This is a genomic window from Candidatus Poriferisocius sp., assembly GCF_965204015.1.
Classification (GTDB): domain Bacteria; phylum Actinomycetota; class Acidimicrobiia; order Acidimicrobiales; family Bin134; genus Poriferisocius.
The window spans coordinates 328,033-349,549 of sequence record NZ_OZ241965.1 but is presented as its reverse complement, the minus strand read 5'-3'; the positions used below and the strand labels follow the sequence as shown (position 1 = coordinate 349,549).

The window sequence follows — 21,517 nt, the reverse complement described above, 5'->3', positions numbered from 1 at the left end:
AAGTGAGAGTGGCCATTACGCTGGAACAGTGCTGGCATCCCGTGCCGGGGGGGACGGCCACGGCCGCACTGGGGTGCGTGGAGGCCTTGGGGCGGCTGTCGGTGCCGCCAGAGATCGTTGGCGTGTCGGCTTGGCATCGAAATCCTCCCCAAGAGCCGTTCGCACCGGGCATCGCGGTGGAGGCGGTGCGGTTACCCCGAGCCGGCCTGTACTGGGCGTGGCACCAGATGCGATGGCCGGCGGTGGAGCGGGCGGCAGGGCCGGTGGACGCGATCCACGCTACTGGCATGGCGGTGCCTCCCCGAACCGCGCCACTGGCGGTGACGGTCAACGACCTGGCGTTTCTGCGCCATCCAGACCACTTCACCCCCCGGGGCGTGCGGTTCTTCATTCGATCGCTTGAGCTGACGCGCATCGACGCCGATGTCGTGGTGTGCCCGTCGCAGCACACGGCCGACGATTGCGCTCGGGCGGGGATCGACGGTGATCGGGTGCGGTTGGTGCCGTACTGGGTCAATGACCGCCTCGTGCCGCCTGAGGAGGTCGACGAGGTGCGGCGGCGGTACGGGCTGGGTGATCGGTTTGTCCTGTGGGTGGGCACCGCGGAACCTCGCAAGAACCTGGCCGGGCTGCTGGAGGCGTGGCGGATGCTGGGTCGGACTGCGGAGGAATTGGTCTTGGTGGGCCCGGAAGGGTGGAAGTCAAACCTAAGCAGGACAATGGCCTCGTCTGGTCAGTCGATCCGCCGGTTGGGGTTCGTGGCCGAGGCTGACAAGCGGGCGCTGATGCGGGCCGCCGCGGTGGTGTGCTATCCGAGCCTGACCGAGGGATTTGGTCTGCCAGTGCTGGAGGCGATGGTGCAGGAGGTGCCGGTCGTGACGTCGGCGACGGGTGCTACCGCGGAGGTGGCCGGCTCGACCGGGGTACTGGTGGATCCCACAAGGTCTCAGGAGATCGCCGACGCGCTGGCTGGTTTGCTCGACACCCCCGACGATGCCGCACGCTTGGGCAAGCAGGGCCGAGAGCGGGCCTTGGCCGAGTTCACCTGGCAGCGAACGGCCAATGGGCTTTTCGATGTGTACCGAGAACTGGCCGGCTGATGGGCTCGTCTGATCCGGCCGGCCTGTCTGATCCGGCAGGCTCGTCTGATCCGGCAGGCTCGTCTGATCCGGTGGTCTCGGTAGGGGTCAATTTGTTGTGGCTGCGGACAGGCAAGGTGGGGGGCTCCGAGAACTATGCGGTCAGACTGCTTTCGGCTATCCCGCCGGCCGCTCCGGTGCGGCTGACGTTGTTCGTGTCGCGTGGGTTGGCCAAGGCTCACCCGTCGTTGGCTGAGCGCCACGAAGTAGTCGTGTCTCCACCGGCGAGAGGTCGACCGCTGCGAGTGCTCATAGAGAACACTTGGCTGGCCCGCCAATGTCGCCGCCGCGATCTCGCCGTGATCCACCACCTGGGGGGGACCGTGCCCTGGGCGGGCATGCGGCCCGCAATCGTGACTATCCACGACTTGCAGCCCTTGGATCATCCCAAGCGCTTCAGCGTGTTCAAGCGGCTGTACTTGCGGGTGATGCTGCCATGGTCGGTGCGCCGGGCCGAGATGATCGTCACCGTGAGCGATTTCTGCCGTAGTCGCCTGGTGGAGCGCCTGAAGGTGGATCCCCAGCGAGTCGCCGTTGTTCCCGCACCGGTCGATGCTTCCTCGACTGCCTCGGACATGCCCCTGGCCGCGGCGGTGCCCGACTTGGCCAGCCCGTTCGTGCTGTATCCGGCGGTGACCTACTCCCACAAGAACCATGAGGTGTTGCTGCGAGCCTTGGCTCGCTTAGCCTCGCACGGGATAGACGTGGCGTTGGTGGTCTCAGGAGGCCCCGGCCCACTGGACGCCAAGCTGGACCATTTGGCCGATGAGCTTGGAGTGGGAAGCCGGTGGCACCGGCTGGGCCGCATCCCCCGAGCCGTGCTAGACGGCCTGTATCGGCAGGCAGTGGCCCTGGTGTTCCCTTCGAAATATGAGGGCTATGGCCTTCCGGTGGTGGAGGCCATGGTTCGGGGCTGTCCGGTGGTGGCCGCCAATGCCGGGAGCCTGCCAGAAGTGGTGGGGTCGGGCGGGCGCTTGGTGGATCCCGACGACGTTGATTTGTGGGCCGGGTCGATCGGCGAGCTGGTGGGCGATCCCGATGCTCGACGAGAGCTGAGCGAAGCGGGAGTCTCCAGGATTGGCGAGCTGGCCGAGCTCGACCCGGGAGCGAAGCTGTGCGGCCTGTACTCCAAGGTGGCTCGATGATGGACCCACTTCGCATCTTGGTGCTATGTCCGCACTATGAGCCGGATACCGCTCCCACCGGGGAGGTAATGACCGGTATCTGCGAGCAATGGACGACCCGCGGCCATCGGGTGGAGGTCATCACCAGCCTTCCGTGGTACCGCGACCACGCAGTGGCCGAGGGATGGTCGGGGCGCCTCATCCGCACTCAGCGCGAATCGTGGGGTCGGATCCGGCGCTGGCATCCGTTCCCGGCCGACAAGGGGCGTTTGGCGGCCCGGGCGGCGGCATTTGCCGGGTTTACCGTGTTGGCGGGGGTCGATGCCGTGGCCGCAGTGGGTCGCTGCGATGTGGTGATCGCTATGTCACCCCCGCTAACCCTGGGGGCAGCGGGGTGGGCCGCTGCCCGGCGGGGACGGGTGCCGCTGGTGTTCAACGTGCAGGATGTGTTCCCGGATGCCGCGGTAGAGACGGGTGTTCTGCGCAGCCCTCGGGCGATAGCCGCGGCCGGCAGGCTTGAGCGTTGGGTGTATCGGCGGGCCGATGCGGTGACTGTGCTTTCGGAAGGCATGGCCGAGAACGTCAGAGCCAAGCTGGATTCCGGTGATGACCCGCAAAAGGTGGTGGTGATTCCCAATACGGCCGACGCTGATCGCATCGTCCCGTCTGATCGGTACAACTCCTATCGGGCCGACCTTGGACCGGGCGGCGACTCAGACAAGACGGTGGTGATGTACGCCGGAAACCTGGGGCATTCCCAGCCCTTGGACTTGGTAGTTGCCGCCGCCGAGAAATTCGCTGATCAAGGGCGGACCGATGTCCAGTTTGTGGTCAACGGCGACGGGGTAGCCCGTTCATCGGTGGCCGCGGCGGCCGGGCGGCTGGACAATCTGCATCTGGTGGGCTGGCAGCCGCCGGAGCGTTTGGGAGAGGTGCTGGCCGCCGCCGATCTACACGTGGTGCTGCTGCGGGCCGGACTCGGCGCGTCCAGCGTGCCTTCCAAGGTGTACTCAGTGCTGGCCGCGGGTCGCCCGGTGCTGGCCAGCGTCGACCGGGACAGCGAAGTGGAGCGGTTGCTCGACGAATCCAAGGCGGGGCGAACGGTTGGGCCCGACGACGTCGATTCCTTCTGTGCGGCGGTGGCCGAGATGGCCGACGATCCCGACGGCCTGGCCGAGATGGGTCGGCGGGGGAGGGCCTACGCCGAACAGGCCGCCGGTCCCCAGCAAATTGCTGACCGGTATCTCGATCTGTTCCAACGATTGATGCGCTGATCACAAGTGGCCGACCGGTATCTCGATCTGTTCCGGCGATTGATGCGCTGATCGGGCCGTCAGGCCAGTACCCTGTAAAGCCGTGGCAAGAGCCTCTGGTTCTCGAAAAGTGGCGCGGGCTGCGTCGATGGGCGATGTCGGCCAACGGCGCCGCATCATCGGATTTCCCGCTTTGGTGGTGCTCATCATCCTGGTCGGCTGCGGCGTGGTGGCCATTGCCTGGAGTTTGCGGGAGGCCGAGTCTCGCCCCGGGCTCAGCGATCACTGGCACTCGGCGTACGCAGTATGGGACTGCACCGACAACAATGGCGAAGGGGCGTTCCAACCGATCTTCGAGGGTCGGCTGAACCCCCAGGGCTATCCCTATGACCCTGAGGGGATCCACTCCCACTCCGACGGGCTGATCCACATCCACCCGTTCACCGCCAACGCGGCGGGCGAGGACGCCGTCATGGCCAAGTTCTTCGAGTCGATGTTCGTGAAAATGGATGTGAACGGCATCACCGCGTCCGAGTTCGGGGTGATCAGCGCAGTGGGCGCGGAGTGCGACGGGCAGCCGGCGGTGATGCAGATCGTGCGGTGGTCTAGAGCGCTCACCGCGGTCGCTGCCGAACCTGACGAGCGGATCTATGAGGACTTCGGCGCTGTCCGCTTCAAGAGGGATGGCGAGGCCTTCACCATCGCATTGGCGCCCCGTGATGCCGTGGTGCCGCTGCCTCTCACCGTCAATGATCTTCTCGGGGTGTCGCCGTCACTGGTTGCCGACCTCACCCAACCCGAGGGGCCGGTTGAGTTCGACGACAGCATCGACGAGGACGTTCCCGGCGTCAGGGTGGAAGACGACGGTTAGCCCATAGTGGACGCAGTTGTACTGGTCGGCGGCTTCGGAACCCGGCTTCGGCCCCTGACCCTGACCCGTCCCAAGCAGATGCTGCCGGTGGTTGACCGCCCCATGATCGAGCACGTGGTTGGGAGGCTGGGCCAGCAGGGAGTCACCCGGGCGGTGCTGTCGCTGGGATATCGGCCGGATGCCTTCGAAGCTGCCTATCCCCAGCACCGCTGTGCCGGGGTGGAGCTGTTCTACGCCGTGGAGCCCGAGCCATTGGACACCGCGGGGGCCATTGGCTTCGCCGCCCGAATGGCCGACGTGAAGGACACGTTCATTGCGGTCAACGGCGATGTGATCAGCGACTTCCCGTTGGCAGACCTGCTCGACGCCCACCGCGAAAAAGGTGCGTCAGCAACCATCGCCCTCACCCCGGTGGACGACCCCTCCCGCTATGGGGTGGTGGTGTGCGACCCCGATGGTCGGGTGCAGGCCTTCGTCGAGAAGCCGCCCGCTGATGAGGCACCCAGTCGGTGGATAAACGCCGGGATGTATGTTCTTGAGCCCTCGGTGCTCGACTTGATGCCCGAAAGCCGCCCCTCGTCAATCGAAAGAGAGACCTTCCCGTCCCTCGTTCAGAAAGGGTTGCTGTACGCCGTGGCCCAAGACGGCTTTTGGATCGATGCCGGCACTCCCGCCGCCTATCTGGAGGTCCAGCTGGCCCTCGCTGGCGGCTCGCACATTCATTCCACCGCCAACATCGCGCCCAGTGCCCGCATCGCCAACTCGGTGATTATGGAGCACGTCACGGTTGCCGCCGGTGCCCGAATCGCCGAGTCCGTCTTGCTTCCCTACAGCACGGTCAAGGCGAATGTGGAAATCAACCGGGCCATCATCACCCCCGAACACCACATCACCATCTAGCGAAACAGATCCTCAGCGGGGGAGCGGAACCATCTAGCGGAACAGATCCTCAGGGGGGGAGCGGATCAGGTCGGCTTGAATGTTGCCGGGGCCGAGCCAGGCTGGGTCAATGCCCCGGATGACGGCCACCGGGATGTTTTCCGCCTTGCCCATGACCAACTCCGCGGCGGCAGCCAACTCGTCGACGATGGCCACCTCGGTCACTTGGAGTTCCCGGCCTGTGGTGTCTTGGGTCCCCCGCAGATCGAGGATAGGACGGACACCGGCCGAGCCAATGGCCACGTCGGCTACTCCTCGTCGCCAGGGACGCCCAAAGGTGTCGGACACGATCACGCCTGTCTCCACCCCCGCCTTGGCTCTGATCCCGTCGCGGATGCGCCGGGCCGAGCGGTCGGGATCGTCGGGCAGCAGAGCGGCCTGATCGGCGTCCACGTTGGACCGGTCTACCCCGGCGTTGGCGCATACGAATCCGTGCTTGGTCTCGCTGATGACTAGATCGCCCCGCCGCCGAAGCACCCGAACCGATTCCCGCTCTACCACCGGCTTGTGCGATAGGGGGTCATCGGGGTCGACGGTGACCATGGCGCCTTCGGCCTTGGACACGATCTTCTGAGTGACCACCACGACATCGCCGTCGGCCAGATCGGCTGCTTCGGCGATGAGGCCGGCCAGGTCGTCGCCCGCTTTGATCTCGGGCATTCCCTCCACGCCGAGGATCTCAAGTCTCATCGGTGGACTCTGTCAGAGGCGCAGCCCAATACCACGCGGGCCAGCGCAACGGACGACTCGACTCCGTCCATGATGGTGGGCGCCACCACACAGGCCATACCGGCGGATTCCACGCCGTCGGCCAGGTGGGCATCGGCCTCGTCGATCACCAGCGTGGATGCCACATCCCGGTAGAGCCGGGCCACTCCGACCACCGAGCACTCGTGGCCCAGTTCCCGCATGAGCCGGTCGGCGGGGCCCTTCAGTGCAGCACCGCCCACGATGGGCGACACCGCCACCACCGCGTCCCGGCGGGCGGCCACTGCCTCCCGCACGCCGGGCACCTCCAGCACTGGTCCGATGGACACGATGGGATTAGAGGGCGCGATGACGATCTGCTGGGCTGCGGCCAAGGCCTCGATGAGACCGGGCGCAGGCTGGGCATTCTCCGATCCGGTTACCCAGACAGCGGACACGGCCACATCGTGGCGGCGGCGCACGAAATAGTCTTGGAAGCCGATCTCGCCCTCGTCGATGGTGGTGACTCTGGTCTCGATCCGGTCATTGGTAACGGGCATAACGGCCAACTCCAAACCCCACGCCGCCGCGATCTCTGCGGTGATGGTGGCCAGATCGGCCCCTTGGCTGAGTCGGTGCGTGCGGTACAGATGGGTGGCCAGGTCGCGGTCGCCCAGCCTGAACCAGGTGATCCCGCCGTAGCGGTCCAAGGCGTCCATGGCCTGCCAGGTCTCGCCAGCCAGACCCCAGCCGGTCTCGGGGTTAACCGCATTGGCCAGCGTGTAGACCACGGTGTCCAGGTCGGGGCTCACGTGAAGACCGTGCAGCACCGTGTCGTCGGCGGTGTTGACCACCGCGAGCTGGTCGTCGGGTGGGTGGGCTCGCATCAGGCCGGTGAGCAGCTTGGCCGCTCCCACTCCTCCAGCCAGCGTGATGACGCTGGGGGTCACGAGATCCCTTTGAGCTTGCCTTGAAGCAGGTCCAAATCGGCGTCCACCATCATGGCCACCAGTTGTTGGAACCCCACTTCCCGGCGCCAACCGAGTTCGGAGGCGGCCCGGCCAGCGTCGCCCACCAACAGGTCCACCTCGGCGGGGCGCATAAACGCTTCGTCGATCACCACATAGTCCCGGTAGTCCATACCCAGGTGGGCGAATGCCAGTTCGCAGAACTCCCGTACCGAGTGGGTCTCCCCGGTGCACACCACGTAATCGCCGGGCTCGTCCTGCTGGAGCATCAGCCACATGGCCTTCACGTAGTCGCCCGCGAAACCCCAGTCGCGCTTGGCGTCCAGATTCCCAAGGCGCAGCTCGTGCTGGCGTCCCATCGAGATGGCGGCCGCGGCGTGAGAGATCTTGCGGGATACGAACTCCAGGCCTCGGCGGGGGGACTCGTGGTTGAACAAGATGCCGGAGCTGGCGTGGAGGCCGTAGCTCTCCCGGTAGTTGACCGTGATCCAATGGCCGTACACCTTGGCCACGCCGTAGGGGCTCCGGGGATGGAACGGCGTGGTCTCGGTTTGGGGCACCTCTCGCACTTTGCCAAACATCTCGCTGCTGGAGGCCTGGTAGAAGCGGATGCTCGGATCCACAATACGGATGGCGTCGAGCAGGCGGGTCACTCCCAAGGCGGTGGTCTCGCCCGTGAGCACCGGCTGGCCGAAGGAGGTTTGCACAAACGACTGGGCCGCCAGGTTGTACACCTCGTGGGGCCGGTGCAGCCGGAGAGCCTCGATGAGGGAGGCTTCGTCGAGGAGGTCGCCGCTGACGATGGTGATCCGATCTTGGAGATGGGCGATGCGCTCGAAGCTGACCGTGCTGGACCGCCGCACTAGGCCCACTACCTCGTACCCCTGGTCGAGCAGAAGCTCGGTCAGGTAGGAGCCGTCCTGGCCGGTGATTCCGGTGATCAGAGCTCGGCGGGAATGGTGCTCAGCCATGGATCTCTCCAGTCTGGCGGGGATGGCGGACACTGTGTTCAACCATGGACTGCTCCAGTCTGGCGGGAATAGCGCAGACGCATGTCGGCCAGCAGGTCGGCCAGGGTGTCGGCCAGGGCGATCTCGGGGGCCCACCCGGTGGCCGCCCGGAGCTTGGTGTTGTCGCCCCGCATAACGGGCACATCAACGGGGCGGAACAGGCGCGGGTCCTGCTCAAGGGTAAGCGGCGCCTCGGCCAGGCCCAAAAGGGTCTCGGCGATCTCAGACACAGCCACATCTTGGCCGGAGCACACGTTGTAGGCCTCGCCGGGTACCCCGTCCGCCATCAGCAGGCGATAGGCCCGCACCACGTCGCGGACGTCGGTGAAGTCGCGTCGGGCTGACAGGTTGCCCACGGGCACTCCCGTCTTGCCGGTTTGCTCGTTGCCTACGATCCGTGCGGCCAGCGCGGGGGCCAGGAAGCGTTCGCTCTGGCCAGGACCCAGGTGGTTGAAAGCCCGAGCCCGGATCACCCCGAGGCCGTGGCCCAAGAAACCCTGGATGCACACCATCTCAGCGGCGGCCTTGCTGGCCGCGTAGGGATTAACCGGCCGGAGTGGCGCGTCCTCGTCGATCGGCAGCTCTTCGGGACCGACCAGTCCGTAGATGTCGCTGCTGGTCACCGACAGCAGGCGCTCGACGCCAGCGTCGATGCAAGCCCGAACCACGTGCAGGGTGCCGTCGGCGTTGGTCTGGAATGTGCCCAACGGGTCGTCCCACGAGCCGGCCACGTCGCTTTGGCCGGCCAAGTGGTACACCGCGTCCGGCTTTGCCTCTGCGATCAACTCGGATACCGCGCCGGCGTCTTCGATGGGGGGACTGCCGATGACGCGGTCCACCTCGATCACGTCATCGGCGCAGGCATTCAGATGAGCGACGAGGTGAGTTCCCACAAAACCCCGCGACCCGGTGACCAGGGCTCGCATCGCCACGAGTGTGCCACTTCGGGCGCGTGTGTGCCCTACTCGGTGACGAGTCATCAAGATGTCACAGCCGTGCCTCTTTTGCCGTCGGGCGGGCCGGTACGGTGGTGAGGTGGGAGAAGCGCGGTCGGATCAGGAATCAGGAACCGAGGACGACCCGCTGGTCGAGTGCATCCAAAACGCCATCTACACCGCAGTGGGCCTTGGGCTGCTGGCCATCAACCGCTTACAGGCCGCTCGGCGGGACCTGACCGGGCAGATGCCTGACGACTTGCGAGACGCGTTCGCCGATCTAGCCGAGCAGATCCCCGACGACGTCCGGTACGCCGTGGCCGACCTGGCCCGACAGCTTCCCGATTCCGTCCGCACCGTGTTGTCCGATGCCGTCGACCAAGCCCCCGCCCTTGCGGCCGCCCTCCGAGAATTCCTCAGTCGCACCGAATCCTGATGACAGCCAAATCCGACATCAGAATCCAAATTGTGATCGTGAGCCACGATCCGGGTTTGTGGTTCGACGAAATGTTGGAGTCGGTTGCCGCCCAAGACCTTCAGTTGGTGAATGTGACCGTGGTGGACACCGGCAGCGAGGCCGACCCGACAGCTCGGGTTCACCGCTTCCTGCCCCAGGCCACCGTCCATCGGCTGGAGCCCGATTCCGGATTCGCTTCGGCGGCCAACCGTGTGCTGGAGGCCGATCCTGCCCCCGGTTTCATCGCGGTGTGCCACGACGATGTGGTGCTGGCGCCCAATGCGCTGCGGCTGCTGGCCGAGGAGGCGATTCGCTCCAACGCTGGGATTGTCGGTCCAAAATACGTGGACTGGGATGATTCGTCGGTCATCCGACAGGTGGGCCTCCTGGTGGACAAGACGGGGACTCCGGTCTCCACGGTGGAGCCGGGAGAGCTGGACCAACAGCAGCACGATGCCGTTCAGGACATGTTCGCGGTGCCGGGAGGGTGCGTGCTGGTGCGCGAGGACCTGTTTCGGGCAGTTGGCGGCTTCGATCCGAAGATGTCGTTTTGCTACGAGCACGTCGACCTGTGCTGGCGAGCCCGCACCGTGGGAGCGCGGGTCATGGTGGTGCCCTCGGCGGTAGTCCGCCATCGACAGCGGCTGCACGAGCGCCTCACCCCTGCGCTGGTCGGCCGGCTCTACCGCCGCCACCGAGTGAGAACCCTGCTTTCGGTCTACGGGTTGTGGCACACGCTGCGGGTGGTTCCTCAAGCGATGATACTGGCGGCGTTCGGGCTGCTGGCGGCGGTGCTCACCGGGCATGTGAGCCGGGCCCGCCAGATCGCGGGATCGTGGGGCTACAACCTGGTGCGCCTGGGATCCATCAGGGAGCGGCGGCGGGAGATCACCCGCGTCCGCCATGTCGGAGATGCCCATATTCGGCTATCCCAGGCACGGGGCTACGCCCAGCTGAACTCGTTTTTGACCGACCGCGGGGGAGGGGCGGGCAGTTCTGGGTTTGGACGCGGGCCCTCGGCTCGAAGCGCCCTTCTATCCCGGTTGAGCCGCTCACGGGTTTCGGTGGTGGTGTGGCTTGCCGCATTGGTCCTGGTCTTGCTGGGGGCCCGCGGCCTCATCACCGGGGGTATTCCCGTGGCGGGCGGGTTGACCCGGCTTGGATCCAGTTCCGACCTCTTGAGCGGCTGGTGGAGCGAATTCCGCCCTGTCGGGTTGGGCCAAGTTGGGTTCGCTCCCACCGGGTTGGGAGTCTTGACCCTGCTGAGCTGGCTGTTCTTGGGGGAGACCGGCCTCCTTCGCACGGTGCTGATCGTGGGGATGGTTCCGCTGGGAGGGTTGGGGGTATGGCGGCTCATGCGCCCGTTCGGCGCCCTTTGGATCCAGGTGGTGGCCCTCGCGGTGTATCTGGCCAATCCGGTTCCGTACAACGCGTTGGCCAACGGCGTTTGGGACGCACTGCTGCTATACGGCGCGGTTCCCTGGCTGATGGGGGCTGTGCTCGCCGGGGGGAGGCTCACACCCTTCGGCTCGTCAGAGGGCATCCCCGGCTCGGAGGCGCGTCGACCAGCATTCCTGAAAGGGACCCGTACTTGGCTACCCGGCTCGTGGTCGTCAAAACAACGGCCGTTGGTCGTACGGGAAATCCTTGGGGTCGGCCTGCTGCTTGGTTTGACCGTTGCCATGGTGACGGAGGCATTGGTGGTGGTGGTCCTGCTGCTGGCTGGTCTGCTTCTGGGATCGTTTCTGGCTGGGACCGCCGCAGGGGCGGCGCGGATAGTACTGGTGGTGGTGGCCGGTGCGGCCGTTGCCGCGGTGCTGAATCTGCCCTGGCTGTTGGACGGCTTGTCGCCGTTGTTCGGCGACCGGCCGGGAGGTGGCCACGGAAACTCCTGGGCGGAGCTCCTCAGGTTTGACACCGGGCCTTTCGGCGACGACCGCCTCGGCTGGGCCCTGCCGGTTGCCGCGGTGCTCCCTCTGGCTTTGGCTGACGACTATCGCCTGGCTTGGGCGGTGCGGGGGTGGACGCTGTACATGGGGACCGCGGCGGTCGCCCTGGCCGCTGAGCAAGATTGGTCCCCGGTGCCACTGCCGCGGCCCGAGGTCATTCAGGTGCCCGGCGCCGTGGGCCTGGCGATCGCCGCAGCCATGGGAGTGGCCGCATTTCAAGTGGATGTGCGGCGCTATCGATTTGGCTGGCGACAGTTCGTGCCGCTCACTGCGCTGGTCGCCCTGGTGGCGGCCATGCTCCCACTGCTGGCCATTGTCGCCGGCGGCCACTGGAACGCCACCGACGACGACTACACCGACGTCGTTCCGTTCTCCGACAATCCTGCGGGAGGTGGCGGCGGCGAGGGCCGGGTCTTGTGGATCGGCCATCCTGACGTCCTGCCGCTGGGCAGTTGGAAGCTGGACGATGGCTTGTCGTTTGCCGTGTCGGACAGCGGCGCTTTTCCCACGGTGGCTCAGCGCTGGGTCGGTGAAGTGGACGACCGCACCCGCCAAGTGGGGCAAGCGGTCGTCGGAGCGCCGACGGCGGGCACGAAGCGGTTGGGTGCCGAGCTCTCCCAGTGGGGGATTGACACGATTCTGGTGGCTGAGCGCCTTGCCCCTGCTCCCTATGGCGACTTGTCGCAGCCCGCTCCTGAGTGGCTGTTCGACATGCTTGACGGCCAGCTCGATTTGGCCCCTGGCAGTCTGACCGCAGGCATCGCCACGTATCACAACACCACCCCAATACCGCTATCGGCTGAACTCTCGGTGGCCGTGCCACCCGACGACCGCGCCTCTGGACCGACCCGGCTGCTGTTGGCGATGCAGCTTGCATTATGGGTGGTGGCTCTGATCGGGCTGGCCCGTCTCAGCACCGATGAGGAAAGCCGCCGAAGATCCTCCCGGGGTGAGACGCGGTGAGCGTCGGAGATGGGCGCGGCAGGGTAGTGCGTTGGCCATTGGTGGTGCTGGCCATGGTGACGGTGGTCGGGCTGGCGGTGGCGGACCGAGGTGGTGACGATTCAACACCTGGTGCCCCTCTGGTGGGCCTAGGGGTCACCAGCGCTGCACTCGGTCCTGACGCGGAGGGAGGGGTTTGGTACTGCGGGGAGGGAACGTCGATGCCGGGGGAGTTCGCCGATCACTCGGTAATCGTGGCCAATCCCACCGACACTCCGATGACCGCCGAAGTGTCGGTGTTCCCGGAGACGCCGGTGGGCTCGGTGTCGCCGTCGGCGGTACCCCGAGAGGTGACGCTGGCGGTGGCCGCCAAGTCAGAGGCGACCCTGCGGTTGGCCGAGGTGGTGGAGTCTCAGTACACCGCGGCGCTGGTCGAGATCGATTCAGGCCAGGCAATTGTCGAGCAGCGAGTGCAGGGTCCCACAGGCCTCGACGTCATGCCTTGCGCGACCCGCTCGTCGGCTGTCTGGCATTTTGCCGCCGGATCGACTCGGCGAGATACCCGGTTGGTGTTCACCCTGTTCAACCCGTTTCCCGACCGCGCCGTGGTGCAGTTCACCTTCTCCACCGATGAGGGAATCCGTAAGCCTCAGTCGCTTCGAGGGGTCTTGGTGCCAGCTCGGTCTCTAGTGGTGGTCGATGCCTCCGAGGTGGTGCCCCGGTTCTTGTCGGTCTCCACCACCATCGAGTCGCAGGTCGGGCGGATCGTCGCCGGGAGGCTCCAGCTCTTTGACGGCGCCGACGGCCTGGAGGGCCTGACCGCGGGCCCGGGGATCCCGGAACCGCAGATGCAGTGGGTATTCCCGGCTGGACCGGCTGACTCCGGCATGGTTGAGCACATCGTCTTGTACAACCCTTCGGAGAATGAGGCGTCCGCCCATGTCGGCATCCGGCTGGACGCCACCGACACCGGTGGCGCGCCGACGCCGTTTGAGGTGTCCGTGCCACCCCGGCAGCAGATTGCCCTGGTGTTCGGAGATATGGGGGCGTACCCGCTTCCCCCGGCCCCCTTCTCCTACAACGCCGCGAGCTTGCTGCCCGACGGGATCGGGTTCTGGACGGCGGTGCAGGTTTACAACGGAGTCCCCATCGTGGCTGAGCGGGTGGCTGCCGCGTCGGCGTTGTCGTTAGGGGCGGGGGTGGCCACCGCGCCGGGGGTTCCGGTCACCGCAGTCCGGCATCTGATCGCGGGCAATCGGGCCGATGGGACCGAAATAGCGTTGGCCGTGGTCAATCCCTCGCCCGACTCCATTGCGCTGGTCACCGTGTCGAAAATCGCCGACGGCCGGCTGGCCCCGATCGCCCAGCTCGATCCCCTGGAGGTGGCGCCGCACGGCCGTTTGGTGGTGCCCGTGGACCGGTTGGCCGAGGGCGACGCCTACGCCTTGCTGGTAGAGGCCAGCCAGCCGGTGGCGGTGAGCCGCTCGCTGCTAGCTCGGGTTGGGACCGGATCAGCCTCGGGAAGCGCTGTCCCCTTCGATCCTGTCGCCCTCGACCCCTCAGCTTTCTAGCTCTTCTCGCTGCCTGCCTACCATCAAGTCATGGACGCCCCCGCCGACGCCCTGCCCACTGTGCGAGACCTGGTCTTGAGCCGGGCCGATGACGACAGCCTGGCCATGCTGTTCGAGGACGAGCAGCACACCTACCGAGAGTTCACCGCCGGATGCATCGCCCGGGCCCACTTGCTGCTGGACCGTCGGAGGCAGGGGCCGTTCCACGTGGGCGCGCTGCTGGACAACGGGCCGGAGTATTCCATGCTGCTGGGCGGGGCCGCCGTGGCCGGAGCGGCGATGGTGGGCATCAACCCCACTCGACAGGGCGCGGAGTTGGCCCGCGACATCACCCATGCCGACTGCGGCTTAATCGTCACCGAGAGCCGCCACCGGGGTTTGCTCGAGGGGCTGGACCTCGGCGCAGCCAACGGCCGAGTGCTCGACGTGGACTCACCGGATTGGGCCGCAGCCCTGGCCCCCTACGCCGATGCCCAGCCGCCGGAGGCCGACATCGATCCGCTGGCTCCCTACCTCTTGCTGTTCACGTCGGGCACCACCGGCGACCCCAAGGCGGCCATCTGCTCGCAGGCTCGGCTGGCTCGGATCGGTCAGGTCATCACCGAGATGCGGAAGCTAACGCCCGACGACGTGTTCTACCAGGCCATGCCCATGTTCCACTCCAACGCGCTGATGGCCGGTTGGGTTCCGTGTCTGACTGCGGGGGGCGTCGCCGGCTTCCGGCGCCGCTTCTCGGCGTCGGGCTTTCTACCCGACGTGCGCCGGTTTGGTGTCACTTACTTCAACTACGTGGGCAAGCCCCTCACCTACATCTTGGCCACTCCCGAGCAGCCCGACGACGCCGACAACACTCTGCGGATCGTGTTCGGCAACGAGGGCGCGGTTCATGATCTGGAGCGGTTCTCCCAACGCTTCGGGGTGCCAGTGGAGGACTCCTATGGCTCTACCGAAGGGGGAGTGGCGGTGAGCCGCACCCCCGACACACCGTCCAATGCCTTGGGCCGGGCCGACGACAGCGTGAAAATTCTCGATCCCGACACGGGCGAAGAGGCGCCGCTGGCCGTGTTCGACGACACCGGCAAGCTGCTCAACGCCGATGAGGCTATCGGCGAGCTGGTGTCGATGGCCTCCGCGCCGATGTTCGAGGGCTACTGGAACAACCCCGAGGCCGACGAAGAGCGGACCCACGGGGGCGTCTACTGGTCGGGCGATCTGGCCTACCGGGACGCCGAGGGGTTCGTATATTTCGCCGGTCGGAACTTCGACTGGCTGCGGGTGGACGGAGAGAACTTTGCGGCCGCCCCAGTCGAGCGGATCTTGGTGCGCCACCCCGACATCGACTTGGCCGCGGTGTTCGCCGTGCCCAGCCCGACAGTGGGCGACGACGTGATGGCCGCGGTGGTGCGCCGGCCGGGAGCGGTCTTCGACCCGGAGGGGTTTACGGGGTTCTTGTCCGGCCAGGACGATCTGGGCACCAAGTGGACTCCCCGCTATGTTCGCTGGGCCGACACCCTGCCCCAAACCGAGACCAACAAGATCCTCAAGCGCACGCTGCGCCGTGAGGGCTGGGAATCGGAGGACGAGACCTGGGTGTTGGACGGCAACCGATACCGCCGGCTGGCGCCGGGGGATGCTGAGGCCATCAGAGCCGAGTTCGAAGCCCGGGGCCGACTGTCGGTGCTGGACGTCTAAGCCTGGGCGGCCTCGCTAGCCGAGGGCGCCTAGCCCAGAACGACTGCGGCGATGGCCGTCACAGTGGCCGCCATGTGGGCCCGCTGGTCAGCGTCAATGGCCTCGTAGACCTCGTTCATCCGGGCTGTGGTGATCTCCTCAGCCTGCTGGTGAATCGCCTTGAGGGGCTCGGGGTCGGGGAACGGCCCGGCCCAGCCGAACATCTGAGCCTGCTCGGGGCCGAGCTGGGCGACCACGGCCTCGACCGGGGTCATGCCCACCGCGCTCAACCCATGCACGTGGAATCCGAATCGCAGCTCGCGCAAAATCTTCAGTGCGAGGCCGGTAGCCGCGGCTGGATCATCGGGCACGGGCATGGCCCGCCAGCCGGCATACAGCGGCTGGCTCATCGGATTGGTGGCATCGAACACCGCGCGGGCCGCGGCGGCGAAGTCGGCTAATCCGTCGAGATGGCCGAACGTCTCAGCGGCCCACCGGCCCAAGCCTTCGGCAAAAGCCGCCGCCGCATCCGTAGGCGTCCCCTGCTCCTTGGTCTGGGTCCAGCCCATCTCGATAAAGGACGGGCTGAACAGGGCGAACGCCGACACCACCACGTCGGTAGCCACATCACCCAAGACCCCGCCTCGGCCTCCCACATAGCCGGACAACCCGGAAAAACCGGCTTCCGCCAGAGCCGCATTGGTGGTCTCGCTGAAGTAGTACTTGCTCCCGAGCATGGCGATAGGGAGCGCAGTGGCAGCCGCCACTTCCTCTGGTGTCATTGCTAGGGCCTTTCTTGGGACTGGCGCGGCGAGCGCCTCATGAAGTGGATGAAGAATAGTCAGACGAGGCCGTCGGATTTGGCTTGGGTTAGGCGGTTGGCGTCCCAGCCGAGTAATTCGGCGTAGACCTCGGCGTTGTGGGCGCCGATGGGGGGGCCGGGGTGGGCGATGGTGCCGGGGGTCTCGCTGAGGATGGGGGCGGGGGAGGGCATGGGTACCGATCCCAGCACTTCGTGGGACACCAGGGTGACGCTGTTTCGGGCCTGCACTTGGGCGTCGGCCAGCAGGCCGGGCAGGTCGTGGACGGGGGCCACTGGGATGCGAGCCTCGACGAAGATGGCGATGGCCTCGTCTAGGGGGCGCTGGGCGATCCAGTCGGCCACCAGGGTGTCGAGCTCGTCGTTGTGGGCCAGCCGGTCGGCCATGCGGGCGAACTTGGCCTGGTCTTCGGGGCCGTCTCGCCCGGTCAGGGCCAAGATGCGCTCTACCTGGCGGTCGGTGGTGCCCGACAGGCACAGGTAGCGGTCGTCGGACGTGCGGTAGATGTTGCGGGGGACCCCGGTCTCCAAGCGTGATCCGAATCGTGCTGGGGGAGGGTCGTCACCGTCGGGGTCCCAGGCGGCCAGGGTGCTGCCCATCAGGGTCAGGATGGGCTCGTACATCGAGACGTCCACGTGCTGGCCTCCCAGGCCGTTCACATCCCGGCCGTAGCAGGCCACCAGCGCGCCGATGAGGCCGAAGATCCCGGTGAGGGTGTCGCCCAGCGGGATGGAAGTGAGCATGGGCGGGCCGTCGGCCTCCCCGGTCATGTAGGTGAGCCCGGCGAAGGATTCGGCCATAGTGCCCGCACCGGGCCGGTCCGCCAGCGGGCCGGTGTGTCCGTAGGGGCTGACCGACACCATGACCAGATCGGGATTGATGGCCTGCATCTGCTCCCAGGTGCAGTCCCAGCGCTCGAGCATGGCAGGGGAGTAGTTGTGGACCAACACGTTCACTTGGGCTACGAGCTGTCGGAGGATGTCGCGGCCCTCGGGTTGGTTCAGGTCGCAGGTGATGACCCGCTTGTTGCGCGACACCATGGCCCACACCAGCGACTCCCCATTGCGGCTCGCCCCGATGCGGCGCAAGGCCTCGCCGGACGGTGGTTCGATCTTGATGACATCGGCGCCGAAGTCGCCGAGGAAGGTGGCCACTTGGGGCGCGGCCAGAAACGACGAGATGTCCAGCACCCGAAGGCCGGCGAGCGCTCCTCCGGATTGCGTCATTGGCTACCCAAGGCGAAGGGGAGGTCGGTGGTGAGCAATTGCATAGACGACACCTCGTTGACGAGCGGCTCACCGGCCAGCAGGCGCCGGAGGTTGTCGCAGAACAGCTCCGCGCCTCGATCCCAGCGCCCGATGCCCCCGCCGGAGGAGTGGGGGGTTAGCACCACCTTGGGGTGGGTCCAGTAGGGGTGGCCGGGTTCCAGAGGCTCGGTGTTGAACACATCGAGGACGGCGGTTGCCAAGCGGTCGCCGTCCAAGGCTCGCAGCAGGGCCTCGTCGTCCACCAGCTTTCCTCGGGCGATGTTCACCAGCACCGATCCCGGCTTCATGGCAGAGAGGAAGTCGTCATCCACCAGGTTCTCGGTTTCAGGGGTGGCGGGGGCGGCCAGCACCACCACGTCGGCCTCGGGCAGGGCCGCGGGCACCTCGGCTGGGGAGATCATGGCATCCACCGGCTCGTCGCTTTGGGGGTGGCGGCGCACCCCGGTCACGTGGGCCCCGAACGCTCGGGCCCGACGAGCAGTTTCCGCGCCGATGGCCCCGAGGCCGATGATCAGCCAGCGGGATCGCCAAAGCTCCCGGAAATTGTGGTGCTCCCAGCGGCCATCGGCTTGGGCACCCCGCCAGCGCCCAGCGTCTTGGAACACGTCGAGCACAGCCCGCAGCACAAATTCGGCGATGGGGATGGCGGTGAGGTGGGCGTTGCACATGCGGCCACCCCTGCTCATTAGCCGCTGGTACTCCTCGAGGTCCACGCCGGCGGCGGCCGACTGCAGCCAGCGAAAATCGGGCGCGGCCTCCACAATCTCGAAGAACCGTTCGATAAGCCCACCGAAGAACACATCGCTCGACAGCCACCCCACCTCGGGGTGGGCTTCGGAGGGCCCGTGGAGTACGCCGTCGTCAGCCAGACGCAACCACTGGAGGCCGTGGCCTTCCTTGTCCAGCGCGTCGAAATGGGACCGGTGCTGCTCATACGCCTTCTCAGTCACCAGGCCATACATCACGCCGATCATAAGCCCGCCAATGGTGGCTGCCGCGAGTTGCTTGGTTTCTGCGTAGTGAGAGCACCCCTGTAGCCTGAGTGGAGTTGTGGAATCTGCTGTCCGGCTCCGGGCCGCTGTGACGTTGTTGGGGCGGTTTCCCGCCTTGGCCGGAGTTGATCTCGACATCACGCCGGGAGAGATCGTCCTGCTCAAAGGGCCCAACGGGGCGGGCAAGACCACCTTGCTGCGCCTTTGTGCCGGGCTGTGCACGCTGTCTACAGGACAGGGCTGGGTGCTGGGCCACGATCTGAGTTCAGAGCGGCGAATGGTGCGCCGCCGGGTGGCGCTGCTGGGCCATCGCACCGGGCTCTATGACGATCTGACGGTGGCTGAGAACGTGGCCTTTTGGGCTCGGGCTGCGGGGGCCGGTCCCCAAGATGTCGATGAGGCACTTGAACGCCTTTCGCTCACCGGGCGGCTGGCCGACACCCGGGTAGCGCGACTGTCGGCCGGTCAGCGCAGGAGGGCTTCCATCGCCTCGCTTGTAGTGAGGCGGCCCGAGCTTTGGCTGTTGGACGAGCCCCACGCCGGCCTCGACCAACAAACGCGCGACACCGTGGACACGCTGGTGCGCGGAGCGGCCGCGGCGGGGGCCACCGTGGTGTTGGCCACCCACGAGCTGGAGCGCATCGCGGCGCTGGAGCCCCGAGTGGTGAGCGTCGTCGGAGGCGTGGTGCGCGGCGACAATCCGACTGAGTCGCATAGCCCGAACTCCCCGTCAGACGCAGAGGGAGACCGCCGTGGTTCGTGATGCGTGGCTGATCGCGGGCAAAGACCTTCGGATCGAGATGCGCTCTCGGGTGGGGCTCAACCAGATCGTCCCGTTCGCGGTGACGGTATTGGTGCTGTTCGCCTTCGCCCTGGACACCGATCAAGAGGCTCTACGTACCTATGCGCCCGGGTTGTTCTGGGTGACGGTGCTGTTGGCCTCGCTGTTGGCCATCGGCCGATCGTTTGCGGTGGATTTGGCCGACGGGGCCTCCGACCGGCTCCTTTTGTCGGGAATCGACCCCATCGCGGTGTTCGGGGGCAAGGCGGCGGCCATCGCCATTCAGCTGGTGGTGCTGCAAGTTCTCTTGGGGGCTGGCGTCGTTCTGCTTTTCGACGTGACCGTGCACCGCTACGGCCTGTTGGTGTGCGCCGGACTGGCCGCCGCTGCCGGGGTGGCCACCGCGGGCACGCTGTACGGGGCGCTGGTGGCCGGGCTTGGGGTGCGGGAAACCCTGTTGCCGGTGCTGTTGTTGCCGGTGGTGGCCCCGGTGCTCATTGGGGCTACCCGGGCGTTTCAGGATGCGTTCGGCGTGGCCGGTGCCGAAGGATGGGCCTGGTTGGGCCTTCTGGCCGGTTTCGCCGCAATCTATGGGGTATTCGGAGCGCTGAGTTACGGCGCTCTCTTGGAGGAAGCGTGACCACGGCAACCACCTCGTTGACGGGAACTACCGACCACATCCCGGCGACCACCTCGTCACGGGCGACGAAAGTCCTGGGATGGTTGGCGCTTGGTGGATTCGCGGTGCTGGTGGCGCTGGCCTTCGCCTGGGTCCCCGAGGATACCCGCATTACCGAGCAGGGCGACGTGGTGGGCCAGTTTGACGCGGTGCGCCTGATGTTCGTCCATGTGCCGTCGGCCATCTTGGCCTACACCGGTTTCGGGTTTACGTTCCTGGCCAGCTTGGCCTATCTACGCTGGCGCACCGACTGGTGGGACATGATGGCCCATGCCTCCGCCGAGATCGGCGTGGTGTTCGGCGTGTTGACCCTGGTGACCGGCTCTATTTGGGGCCGTCCTACATGGCAAACCTGGTGGGAGTGGGGCGACGTCCGGCTGGTTACCACCTTGGTGATGGTGTTGGTGTTCATCGGCTATCTGGCCGTGCGCCGCATCCCCGCGGAGATCGCGGTGAGGGCCCGTCGCTCGGTGGTGATCGCCCTGGTGGGGGCGGTGAACATCGTGATCGTGAACCGGTCGGTGGACTGGTGGGAGAACCGGACCCTGCACCAGCAGTCCACCCTCATCGCCCGCAAAATCCGCGACGAGACCCTGTTCACCCTGTCGTTCTCGTTCGCGGTGGGCCTAGTGCTGTTCGCCTGGCTATTGCTGCACCGATTCCGCCTGGCCTACCTCGAGAGCCAGCTCGAACAACGAGAAGTGGACGAAGCGCTAGAAGAGCGGCGGGCGGAAGCGGGCCATCCTGAGTATGGAAGCGAGCAGTCATGACCCACGTGAGCTATCTGGTTGCCGGCTGGAGTATCACGGTGGCCGCGGTGCTGGCCTATGCCGGATGGGTGCTAATGCGGGGCCGTTCGCTGAGCCGGCGAGTGCCCGAGAACCGCCGCCGTTGGATGATGCCCGATGACTGATTCTGGGGTTGGAGGGCCAGTCGACCTCGAAGAGGATATGGACCTCAGTCCTCGACCGGCCCGGCCCGCCCGTCGGGGCCTTCGGCGGTGGGGCCCGGTGCTGGTGATCGCCTTGGTCGTGCTGGTGATCGGGATCGTTCTGTGGCGAGTGTTGGCCGACGCCACCCTGGTGTTCCGCGAGGTGGACGATGCGGTGGAGCGGCGAGAGGAACTGGGCGACGACCGGTTCCGGATGATCGGCTCCCCGGTGAGCGGGTCGCCGAAGAACATCACTTTGGATGACGGTCGCCCGGCGGTGGCCTTCTCGGTGACCCTCGACGGGGTGGTGGCCGATGTGGTCCACACCGGTGCGACGTCCGACCAATTCCAGCCCGAGGTGCCGGTGGTCATCGACGGCCATTGGGTGCGAAGCAGCGCCTATGCCGGAGTGGCCGACGACGGCTGGTACTTCGCCAGCGACCGGATGCTGGTCAAACACGACAACGACTACCGGGTGGAGAACCAAGACCGCATCGACGACGCCGAACAGCGCGGGCAGTACGGGTGA

General features: G+C 66.6%; 21 protein-coding genes. 14 read left to right on the top strand and 7 right to left on the bottom strand.

Features of this window, described 5'->3' with window-relative positions:
* The first annotated feature begins 2 nt into the window (after nt 1–2).
* The 5 genes from ACOGJC_RS01575 to ACOGJC_RS01555 all read left to right on the top strand — a co-directional run bounded on the left by ACOGJC_RS01575 (nt 3) and on the right by ACOGJC_RS01555 (nt 5,287).
* Nucleotides 3–1,100 (top strand): glycosyltransferase family 4 protein, encoded by a 1,098-nt coding sequence (locus ACOGJC_RS01575; protein WP_419846757.1) that lies wholly within the window; start codon nt 3–5, stop codon nt 1,098–1,100.
* Nucleotides 1,100–2,284, top strand: a complete 1,185-nt coding sequence (locus ACOGJC_RS01570) for a glycosyltransferase family 4 protein (RefSeq protein WP_419846756.1) — start codon at nt 1,100–1,102, stop codon at nt 2,282–2,284. The genes ACOGJC_RS01575 and ACOGJC_RS01570 overlap by 1 nt, the downstream gene beginning before the upstream one ends.
* A complete protein-coding gene (locus ACOGJC_RS01565) occupies nt 2,281–3,537 on the top strand; it encodes a glycosyltransferase family 4 protein (protein ID WP_419846755.1) in 1,257 nt (418 codons plus the stop codon). The genes ACOGJC_RS01570 and ACOGJC_RS01565 overlap by 4 nt, the downstream gene beginning before the upstream one ends.
* Before the next feature lie 109 nt (nt 3,538–3,646).
* Entirely contained in the window at nt 3,647–4,387 is a 741-nt protein-coding gene (locus tag ACOGJC_RS01560; RefSeq protein ID WP_419846754.1) for a hypothetical protein, read from the top strand.
* A 6-nt stretch (nt 4,388–4,393) separates the two neighbouring features.
* Nucleotides 4,394–5,287 carry a sugar phosphate nucleotidyltransferase gene (locus ACOGJC_RS01555; RefSeq protein ID WP_419846753.1) on the top strand — a complete coding sequence of 298 codons (894 nt, stop codon included), beginning with the start codon at nt 4,394–4,396 and terminating at the stop codon, nt 5,285–5,287.
* A gap of 33 nt (nt 5,288–5,320) precedes the next feature.
* On the opposite strand, the gene cofE is transcribed toward ACOGJC_RS01555, so the two are convergent.
* Genes cofE through ACOGJC_RS01535 form a run of 4 tightly spaced genes read right to left on the bottom strand, consistent with a single transcriptional unit; the run spans nt 5,321 to nt 8,917 of the window.
* A complete protein-coding gene (gene cofE / locus ACOGJC_RS01550) occupies nt 5,321–6,016 on the bottom strand; it encodes a coenzyme F420-0:L-glutamate ligase (protein ID WP_419846752.1) in 696 nt (231 codons plus the stop codon).
* A complete protein-coding gene (cofD, locus tag ACOGJC_RS01545) occupies nt 6,013–6,963 on the bottom strand; it encodes a 2-phospho-L-lactate transferase (RefSeq protein WP_419846751.1) in 951 nt (316 codons plus the stop codon). The genes cofE and cofD overlap by 4 nt, the downstream gene beginning before the upstream one ends.
* Complete coding sequence (gmd, locus tag ACOGJC_RS01540) at nt 6,960–7,952, bottom strand: GDP-mannose 4,6-dehydratase (protein WP_419846750.1); 993 nt, start codon at nt 7,950–7,952, stop codon at nt 6,960–6,962. Before gmd ends, cofD begins: the two co-directional genes overlap by 4 nt.
* Nucleotides 7,953–7,990: 38 nt before the next feature.
* The gene (locus tag ACOGJC_RS01535; protein ID WP_419848179.1) at nt 7,991–8,917 is read right to left on the bottom strand and encodes a GDP-mannose 4,6-dehydratase; all 927 of its coding nucleotides are present in this window, start codon (nt 8,915–8,917) and stop codon (nt 7,991–7,993) included.
* A 109-nt stretch (nt 8,918–9,026) separates the two neighbouring features.
* On the opposite strand from ACOGJC_RS01535, the gene ACOGJC_RS01530 reads away from it, so the two are divergent.
* From ACOGJC_RS01530 to ACOGJC_RS01515, 4 genes are read left to right on the top strand one after another with little or no spacing between them, the layout of a single operon-like run.
* Nucleotides 9,027–9,362 (top strand): hypothetical protein, encoded by a 336-nt coding sequence (locus ACOGJC_RS01530; RefSeq protein ID WP_419846749.1) that lies wholly within the window; start codon nt 9,027–9,029, stop codon nt 9,360–9,362.
* Nucleotides 9,362–12,295, top strand: a complete 2,934-nt coding sequence (locus tag ACOGJC_RS01525) for a glycosyltransferase (protein WP_419846748.1) — start codon at nt 9,362–9,364, stop codon at nt 12,293–12,295. Before ACOGJC_RS01530 ends, ACOGJC_RS01525 begins: the two co-directional genes overlap by 1 nt.
* Nucleotides 12,292–13,845, top strand: a complete 1,554-nt coding sequence (locus ACOGJC_RS01520; protein WP_419846747.1) for a DUF5719 family protein — start codon at nt 12,292–12,294, stop codon at nt 13,843–13,845. Before ACOGJC_RS01525 ends, ACOGJC_RS01520 begins: the two co-directional genes overlap by 4 nt.
* A gap of 30 nt (nt 13,846–13,875) precedes the next feature.
* A complete protein-coding gene (locus tag ACOGJC_RS01515; protein ID WP_419846746.1) occupies nt 13,876–15,537 on the top strand; it encodes an AMP-binding protein in 1,662 nt (553 codons plus the stop codon).
* Between the two features lie 29 nt (nt 15,538–15,566).
* Here the strand turns inward: ACOGJC_RS01515 and ACOGJC_RS01510 are convergent, their stop codons facing one another.
* Genes ACOGJC_RS01510 through ACOGJC_RS01500 form a run of 3 tightly spaced genes read right to left on the bottom strand, consistent with a single transcriptional unit; the run spans nt 15,567 to nt 18,555 of the window.
* Nucleotides 15,567–16,298: an SCO6745 family protein gene (locus ACOGJC_RS01510; protein ID WP_419846745.1), complete on the bottom strand. Its 732-nt coding sequence runs from the start codon at nt 16,296–16,298 to the stop codon at nt 15,567–15,569.
* A 59-nt stretch (nt 16,299–16,357) separates the two neighbouring features.
* Nucleotides 16,358–17,563: a CaiB/BaiF CoA transferase family protein gene (locus ACOGJC_RS01505; protein WP_419846744.1), complete on the bottom strand. Its 1,206-nt coding sequence runs from the start codon at nt 17,561–17,563 to the stop codon at nt 16,358–16,360.
* Nucleotides 17,560–18,555, bottom strand: a complete 996-nt coding sequence (locus ACOGJC_RS01500) for a D-2-hydroxyacid dehydrogenase (RefSeq protein WP_419846743.1) — start codon at nt 18,553–18,555, stop codon at nt 17,560–17,562. The genes ACOGJC_RS01505 and ACOGJC_RS01500 overlap by 4 nt, the downstream gene beginning before the upstream one ends.
* Before the next feature lie 100 nt (nt 18,556–18,655).
* On the opposite strand from ACOGJC_RS01500, the gene ccmA reads away from it, so the two are divergent.
* Genes ccmA through ACOGJC_RS01475 form a run of 5 tightly spaced genes read left to right on the top strand, consistent with a single transcriptional unit; the run spans nt 18,656 to nt 21,517 of the window.
* Nucleotides 18,656–19,360 (top strand): heme ABC exporter ATP-binding protein CcmA, encoded by a 705-nt coding sequence (gene ccmA, locus ACOGJC_RS01495; RefSeq protein WP_419846742.1) that lies wholly within the window; start codon nt 18,656–18,658, stop codon nt 19,358–19,360.
* Nucleotides 19,350–20,018 (top strand): heme exporter protein CcmB, encoded by a 669-nt coding sequence (locus tag ACOGJC_RS01490; protein WP_419846741.1) that lies wholly within the window; start codon nt 19,350–19,352, stop codon nt 20,016–20,018. The genes ccmA and ACOGJC_RS01490 overlap by 11 nt, the downstream gene beginning before the upstream one ends.
* Entirely contained in the window at nt 20,015–20,827 is an 813-nt protein-coding gene (gene ccsA / locus ACOGJC_RS01485; protein WP_419846740.1) for a cytochrome c biogenesis protein CcsA, read from the top strand. The genes ACOGJC_RS01490 and ccsA overlap by 4 nt, the downstream gene beginning before the upstream one ends.
* Nucleotides 20,824–20,970 (top strand): hypothetical protein, encoded by a 147-nt coding sequence (locus ACOGJC_RS01480; RefSeq protein ID WP_419846739.1) that lies wholly within the window; start codon nt 20,824–20,826, stop codon nt 20,968–20,970. The genes ccsA and ACOGJC_RS01480 overlap by 4 nt, the downstream gene beginning before the upstream one ends.
* The gene (locus ACOGJC_RS01475; protein WP_419846738.1) at nt 20,963–21,517 is read left to right on the top strand and encodes a cytochrome c maturation protein CcmE; all 555 of its coding nucleotides are present in this window, start codon (nt 20,963–20,965) and stop codon (nt 21,515–21,517) included. Before ACOGJC_RS01480 ends, ACOGJC_RS01475 begins: the two co-directional genes overlap by 8 nt.

Bases quoted from the DNA above. Each gene is read 5' to 3' on its own strand.
- ACOGJC_RS01515 (WP_419846746.1), top strand. From the start codon at position 13,876: ATGGACGCCCCCGCCGACGCCCTGCCCACTGTGCGAGACCTGGTCTTG.
- ACOGJC_RS01505 (WP_419846744.1), bottom strand. From the start codon at position 17,563: ATGACGCAATCCGGAGGAGCGCTCGCCGGCCTTCGGGTGCTGGACATC.
- ACOGJC_RS01480 (WP_419846739.1), top strand. From the start codon at position 20,824: ATGACCCACGTGAGCTATCTGGTTGCCGGCTGGAGTATCACGGTGGCC.
- ACOGJC_RS01475 (WP_419846738.1), top strand. From the start codon at position 20,963: ATGACTGATTCTGGGGTTGGAGGGCCAGTCGACCTCGAAGAGGATATG.
- ACOGJC_RS01565 (WP_419846755.1), top strand. From the start codon at position 2,281: ATGATGGACCCACTTCGCATCTTGGTGCTATGTCCGCACTATGAGCCG.
- ACOGJC_RS01510 (WP_419846745.1), bottom strand. From the start codon at position 16,298: ATGACACCAGAGGAAGTGGCGGCTGCCACTGCGCTCCCTATCGCCATG.
- cofE (WP_419846752.1), bottom strand. From the start codon at position 6,016: ATGAGACTTGAGATCCTCGGCGTGGAGGGAATGCCCGAGATCAAAGCG.
- gmd (WP_419846750.1), bottom strand. From the start codon at position 7,952: ATGGCTGAGCACCATTCCCGCCGAGCTCTGATCACCGGAATCACCGGC.
- ACOGJC_RS01535 (WP_419848179.1), bottom strand. From the start codon at position 8,917: ATGCGAGCCCTGGTCACCGGGTCGCGGGGTTTTGTGGGAACTCACCTC.
- ACOGJC_RS01525 (WP_419846748.1), top strand. From the start codon at position 9,362: ATGACAGCCAAATCCGACATCAGAATCCAAATTGTGATCGTGAGCCAC.
- ACOGJC_RS01570 (WP_419846756.1), top strand. From the start codon at position 1,100: ATGGGCTCGTCTGATCCGGCCGGCCTGTCTGATCCGGCAGGCTCGTCT.